This is a genomic window from Chryseobacterium sp. YIM B08800, assembly GCF_026163565.1.
GTDB lineage: Bacteria > Bacteroidota > Bacteroidia > Flavobacteriales > Weeksellaceae > Chryseobacterium.
The window spans coordinates 1-6,122 of record NZ_JAPDKN010000074.1; the positions used below are offsets into that span (position 1 = coordinate 1).

Below are 6,122 nucleotides of genomic sequence, written 5' to 3' on the forward strand. Positions count from 1 at the left end.
TTAGCCCTTACTCTTTTTTATTATTCTTTTTTAAACAGGCTCTTATTAAATTTTAAGTATTGTGAAATGAGAATTTAATTATATTGAATTGATTAAATTTGGAGAAATTTAAAAATAATGAAGCATAACTTATCTTTACTCTTTCTTCTTTTATCTTTACTCTCATTCGGTCAGGTTGAAGAAAAAAAGCTGGACGAACTCATTCAGAATACTTTAAAAACTTTCGATGTTCCCGGAATGTCTGTTGGTGTTATCAAAGACGGAAAAATGATTTACTCAAAGGGTTTTGGAGTACGTTCGTTAACGACAAAGCAACCGATGGATGACAATACTTTGGTTGGGATTGCTTCTAATTCTAAGGCTTTTACTTGTGTTGCTTTGGCAATTTTAGCTGATGAAGGAAAACTGAACTGGGACGATAAAGTTTCAAAATATATTCCTGAATTTCAAATGTATGACCCGTATGTTTCTCAAAATGTAACAATTAAAGATTTGATAACGCACAGAGCAGGTTTAGGTTTGGGACAGGGAGATTTGATGTTTTTTCCGGAAGGTGGAAATCTTACAGTAAATGATATTGTGCACAATGTAAGATATTTAAAACCTGAAAATCCTTTCAGAACGACTTTAGATTATAACAACATTATGTTTATTGTTGCAGGAGAAGTTATTACTAGAATTTCAGGGTTAAGTTGGGCAGATTTTATCGAACAGCGAATTATGAAACCTGTCGGAATGAATTCAAGTTTCGGAAGCTACAACAGAGCAAAAGCTGTTGCTAATAAAATTGATGCGCATGCTCCTGTTGACGGAAAAGCAATTGCAGTTCCTCACGACTGGAACGAAACAGCCAATGCAGCTGGTGGAATTATGAGTAACATTAAAGACATGACAACTTGGGCTGAATTTCTTTTAAATGGATTTACAACCAAAGATGGAAAGAAATTAGTTTCAGATAAAAACATTCAGCAGCTTTGGAGTTTACAGATTCCAAGCGGAGTGGCGATGAAAAATCCTTATGATACAAGTTTCTACGGTTACGGTTTAGGTTGGTTTTTAAGCGATGTAAAAGGTCATAAACAAGTTCAGCATACAGGCGGATTGATTGGAACAGTAACTCAGTTTACTTTAATTCCCGATATGAAATTAGGAATTGTGGTTTTAACGAACCAACAATCTGGTGCAGCCTTCAACACGATTACAAATACGGTAAAAGATTCTTATTTAGGAATTGCTGATAGAAATTGGCTGAAAACCTACGGTGACAGAATGCAGAAAGTAGAAGCTGAATATAATAAGCAAAAGAAAGAAGCTTTTGCAAAGTCTGATGCCTTCAAAAAAGATAAAAACCTTCAGCCTAAAGCTGAGCAGTTTGTTGGAAAATACAATGATGTATGGTTTGGTGATGTAGAAATTGCTCAACAGGGAAATACTTACAGAATTTTTTGTAAAAATTCTCCAAGACTGAAAGGGGAGTTGCTTCCTTTTTCAAACAATACTTTTATCATCAAATGGGACGACAGAAGCTATGATGCTGATGCTTATCTTATTTTTAATTATGATGAAAACGGAAAAGCAGAATCTGCAAAAATGAAAGCGATTTCAGATGTCACAGATTTTAGTTTTGATTTTGATGATCTTGATCTGAAAAGAAAGTAATATTAATCAACATAGAAAAGAGGCTGTTTTTGCAGCCTCTTTTTTGTTAAATTATTTCTTGATAAACTTCTTAGTGATTTCTCCAGTTTTTAGAATGTAATTTCCTAAAGAAAGCTGACTTACGTTAATAGAATTTTGTTCTATTATTCCTGAATTGATAAGTCTGCCCGTCATGTCAAATATTTTATATTCTTTTGATGGAGCGTTGTAAACGTTTAGCTTGTCAATCGCAGGATTAGGATAAATTTTTATTTCTTTTTGCCCAGTTGAGCTGAATTCTGAAACAGAAAGATTAGCTAGATCTACTCTAAATATAGTGTTGGCAAAAAAATCTGTAATATACAGGATGTTATTATGCATTAATAATCCTGAAGGATAATCTAATAGGCTAGACGTTACCGCATCAGAAACTGTTGGGCTCAAAACGGAAGTGCTGATTTTTGAAATTTTTGAAGCTCCTGCTTCCGCTATAAATAGTTGTTTCCCATCTGAAGTAAGACCCGAAGGATAGCTTAATCCTTGAGCAATCACCACACTCATTGCAGAATTATTATTCAGCTCGAATCTTACAAGTTTTCCTGTAAATCTTTCGGTAATGTAAAGCTGATTGTCAACAATTTCAATCTCGAAAGGACTTGAAACATTCACTACATCTATTAATTGAGGTGAAGACTGAGTTACATCTATTTTGGCAACTTTATTATCTCCTTCCAATGCTACATATAAATCATTTCCTATAAACTCAAGACCTATCGGACTGTTTACGTTAGATATTACGATTTCCGGAGCTGTATTTGGATTTGTTAAATTTACTTTGGAAATTTTGTTGCCACCGAATTCTGAAATATAAAGCATATTATCTTTTATTGCCAATCCGTAAGGTCTGTTTACTCCCGTTACTATATCAATTGGAGGGCTATTCGGATTGGTAAGATCAAACTTTACAACTTTATCTGAATAATAGTAACCAACATACAAATCGTTACCATCCGTAATCATGGGATTTGGCGTTGTTAAATTGTCTTGAAATACACTTATTGGTGTTTGTGAATAAGTTTTGCTTCCTAATAATAGAAAGAAAGCGACCAATAAATAAATTTGTCTGTGCATAATAATAGGATTTTAAAATTATATTTTATTTAGAATAAATAAAATTTAGACAAACTTAATTGTTTTATTCACAACGGAAAAATGTGCAGTCGGTTGCATTCAAATAAAGAGAAATAACAAAATAATGATATTGTTATTAATCAGTTTTTTTAAATAAATGAATGTTTTTTAAAAGCTATTGAAATCGAATTAAATTTTCCCCGGCTCATAAAAGAAAAGAAGCTTTTTATTGGCTCCGTCAAACTGCGACCAGGAATCACAATCAATTTGAAAACCTGCAACACCACAAGTCGGAAAATGGAAAACATCCTCAGAAATAGAATTGGCAAAATTGGAAATGCCATTGTTGTGGGAGAAAAACGCAACAGAATTCAAATCATCATTTAAATCATAAATGACAGAATGAAAATTACTTTCAGAAGGATTGTAAAGTTTTTCATTAGTTCCAAAAGTTGAATTATAGGTCTGATTAAAAATCTTGCAGGTAGATAAAGCTCTTACCGCTGGGCTGGAAAGAAGATAATCAATACTTATACTGTTGTTTTTCAGAAATTTAGACATTTTCAGGGCATCTAGCAAACCTTTGTCTGCCAAAGGTCTGTCGAAGTCGCTAGTTTCTTCAGGCCAGTCACTTTTTGCATGTCTTACGAGGATGAGTTGCTTCATAGTCTTGAGTTTGGATAAGATAAAATTAAACAAAAATTAACGGATAAAAAACATGATTTATAAAAAAACTGTGTTAGGAATATAATGAGTAAAATTTCTTAAATTTGCAGACTTATGGGACAGATCATTGCTATAGACTACGGAAAAGCACGTTGTGGCGTTGCAGCAACCGATGATATGAAGATTATCGCAAGTGGTCTTGATACTGTGGAAACACGTTTTCTGATGGATTTTTTGAAAAAATATTTTGCAGAGAATAACGTCGAAGCAGTTGTAGTAGGTCTGCCAACAGACTTGAAGGGAAATGTTTCAGAAGTGGAAACTGATATTTTAGGGTTTATAGAAAATTTTAAAAAAGAATTTCCACAAATTGAAGTTCATCGTTTTGATGAAAGATTTACTTCAAAAATGGCTTCGTTTTTTATTTCTCAAAGTGGAAAAAATAAAAAACAAAGACAACAAAAAGGATTAATAGATAAAGTAAGTGCAACCATCATATTGCAGAATTTTTTAGAACAAAAAACAAGATGATTTTACCAATAAGAGCTTTTGGAGATCCTGTTTTAAGAAAAACGGGAAAAGAGATAGATAAAAATTATCCGGATCTGCAACAACTGATCGATAATATGTTTGAAACCATGTACGAGGCAAACGGTATTGGTTTGGCGGCACCTCAGATTGGTTTAGATATCAGATTGTTTATCGTAGATGTTACGCCTTTGGCAGAAGATGAAGATTACGAAGATATTGCTGAAGAGCTGAAAGACTTTAAAAAAGTTTTCATCAATGCTCAAATTCTTGAAGAATCTGGCGAAGAATGGAAGTTTAACGAAGGCTGTCTTTCGATTCCGGATGTAAGAGAAGATGTGAAAAGAAAAAGCACCATCCTGATCGAATATTATGACGAAAATTTTGTGAAGCATACCGAAACTTTTTCCGATATTAGAGCCCGCGTAATTCAGCACGAATATGATCATATTGAAGGTATCCTTTTCACCGATCACTTAAGTGCTTTGAAGAAAAAGCTGGTAAAAGGAAAACTTACAAAGATCACTCAGGGAGATGTGTCTATTGGTTACAAAATGAGATTTCCAAAATAATTTAAACTAAGAAATATATTAATATAAAAAGCGTTATAGCTTTTACTGAAATTAAAAAAATAAAATTATGCTGTTAGAAAAAATAATTTCAATCTCTGGGAAACCAGGTCTTTACAAATTGGTATCGCAGTTGAAAAACGGATTCATCATTGAAGAAGTTACTACCAAAAAGAAAGTGAGCATCGGTAACTCAAGCCAAGTGAGTTTGTTAGATAATATCGCAATGTTTACTTTTGATAAAGAAGTTCCTTTGTTTGAGGTTTTTGAAAATATTGCTAAAAATTACGATTACAAAGAAACGATCAATCACAAATCTTCAGAAGCTGAATTGACTGAATTTATGGTTGCATCTCTTCCAAACTACGATACAGAAAGAGTTTACAATTCTGATATTAAGAAATTGGCTCAGTGGTACAACATCCTTCACAAAGCGGGATACATCACTCCTGAAAGTTTTGTAAAAGCAGAAGCAGAAACTACAGAAGGTGAAGCAACTGTAGAAAAAGAAGCTCCAAAAAAGGCAGCTCCAAAAGCAGAAAAACCAGCAACTCCAAAAGTAAAAGCTAGTACAGGAGCTAAAGCTGCTGCAAAAAGCACACACAGAAAAATGGGATAATTTAGTTTATCTTAATTGATATAAAACCTTGTCAGTAATGATGAGGTTTTTTTTATTTCTTTTGTCTTGAAACAAAAGAAACAAAAGTTCAAGACTTGGAATTGAAAGGCTAAAAATAACCGATACTCACTAAAAATTCTAAAACTTGCGCGATTTCAAAATTGTTTCTTCACTTCTAAATTTGTGTCGCGCTTCGAACAGAAGAATTTTTTTAACGTTCGCATCGTTTATTTTCTTAACGCTTTCATTTCCTATGTCCTTTTGCCGAAACTCTGAAAATTACCACTAAATTTGTAAGACTTTTTGAATTTTTAAAATATGAATACCAGACAAGAAAAACTCGAAGCTTTCGGAAGACTTTTAGATATTATGGATGACCTTCGTGAAAAATGTCCGTGGGATCAGAAACAGACGCTTCAGACGCTTCGTCATTTGACATTGGAAGAAACGTACGAACTTTCTGATGCACTTTTGCAGGAAGATCTTACCGAAATCAAAAAAGAACTTGGTGATGTGCTTCTGCATCTGGTTTTTTATGCTAAAATTGGTTCTGAAAAAGAAAGTTTTGATATTGCCGATGTCATCAATTCGTTAAACGAAAAACTCATTTTCCGTCATCCTCATATTTATGGAGATACCGAAGTGAAAGATGAAGAAGAAGTAAAGCAGAATTGGGAAAAGCTGAAACTGAAAGAAGGCAACAAATCTATTTTGGGCGGTGTTCCAAAAGGATTACCGAGTATGGTAAAAGCTTATAGAATTCAGGATAAAGTAAAAGGGATTGGCTTTGAATTTCACGATGCCGAAGATGCCTGGAAAAAAGTGGATGAAGAGATCAATGAGTTTCATGCAGAAACCGATTCAAACAAAAAAGAGCAAGAATTGGGAGATGTATTTTTCTCTTTAATCAATTACGCAAGAATTTCAGGTTTAAACCCTGATTCGGCTTTAGAACGAACCAATCTGAAATT

At 33.4% G+C, this 6,122-nt stretch carries 7 protein-coding genes; 5 read left to right on the forward strand and 2 right to left on the reverse strand.

What is annotated here, in order from left to right; translation table 11 throughout:
- Positions 1 to 117: 117 nt before the first annotated feature.
- Positions 118 to 1,659, forward strand: a complete 1,542-nt coding sequence (locus OEW74_RS18545) for a serine hydrolase (protein WP_265429883.1) — start codon at positions 118 to 120, stop codon at positions 1,657 to 1,659.
- 51 nt (positions 1,660 to 1,710) lie between these two features.
- Here OEW74_RS18545 and OEW74_RS18550 read toward each other — a convergent pair whose 3' ends face one another.
- Both OEW74_RS18550 and OEW74_RS18555 read right to left on the reverse strand, forming a co-directional pair.
- Positions 1,711 to 2,769: a T9SS type A sorting domain-containing protein gene (locus OEW74_RS18550; RefSeq protein ID WP_265429884.1), complete on the reverse strand. Its 1,059-nt coding sequence runs from the start codon at positions 2,767 to 2,769 to the stop codon at positions 1,711 to 1,713.
- Between the two features lie 189 nt (positions 2,770 to 2,958).
- Positions 2,959 to 3,435: a SixA phosphatase family protein gene (locus tag OEW74_RS18555; RefSeq protein ID WP_265429885.1), complete on the reverse strand. Its 477-nt coding sequence runs from the start codon at positions 3,433 to 3,435 to the stop codon at positions 2,959 to 2,961.
- Between the two features lie 114 nt (positions 3,436 to 3,549).
- Between OEW74_RS18555 and ruvX the strand changes: the two genes are divergently transcribed.
- From ruvX to mazG, 4 genes are all read left to right on the forward strand, one after another.
- Complete coding sequence (gene ruvX / locus OEW74_RS18560; protein WP_265429886.1) at positions 3,550 to 3,966, forward strand: Holliday junction resolvase RuvX; 417 nt, start codon at positions 3,550 to 3,552, stop codon at positions 3,964 to 3,966.
- Positions 3,963 to 4,535, forward strand: a complete 573-nt coding sequence (gene def / locus OEW74_RS18565; RefSeq protein ID WP_265429887.1) for a peptide deformylase — start codon at positions 3,963 to 3,965, stop codon at positions 4,533 to 4,535. Before ruvX ends, def begins: the two co-directional genes overlap by 4 nt.
- Before the next feature lie 67 nt (positions 4,536 to 4,602).
- Positions 4,603 to 5,151 (forward strand): DUF5606 domain-containing protein, encoded by a 549-nt coding sequence (locus OEW74_RS18570; protein WP_265429888.1) that lies wholly within the window; start codon positions 4,603 to 4,605, stop codon positions 5,149 to 5,151.
- Between the two features lie 318 nt (positions 5,152 to 5,469).
- Positions 5,470 to 6,122: nucleoside triphosphate pyrophosphohydrolase (gene mazG / locus OEW74_RS18575; RefSeq protein WP_265429889.1), on the forward strand; the 653-nt coding region annotated here is incomplete at its 3' end.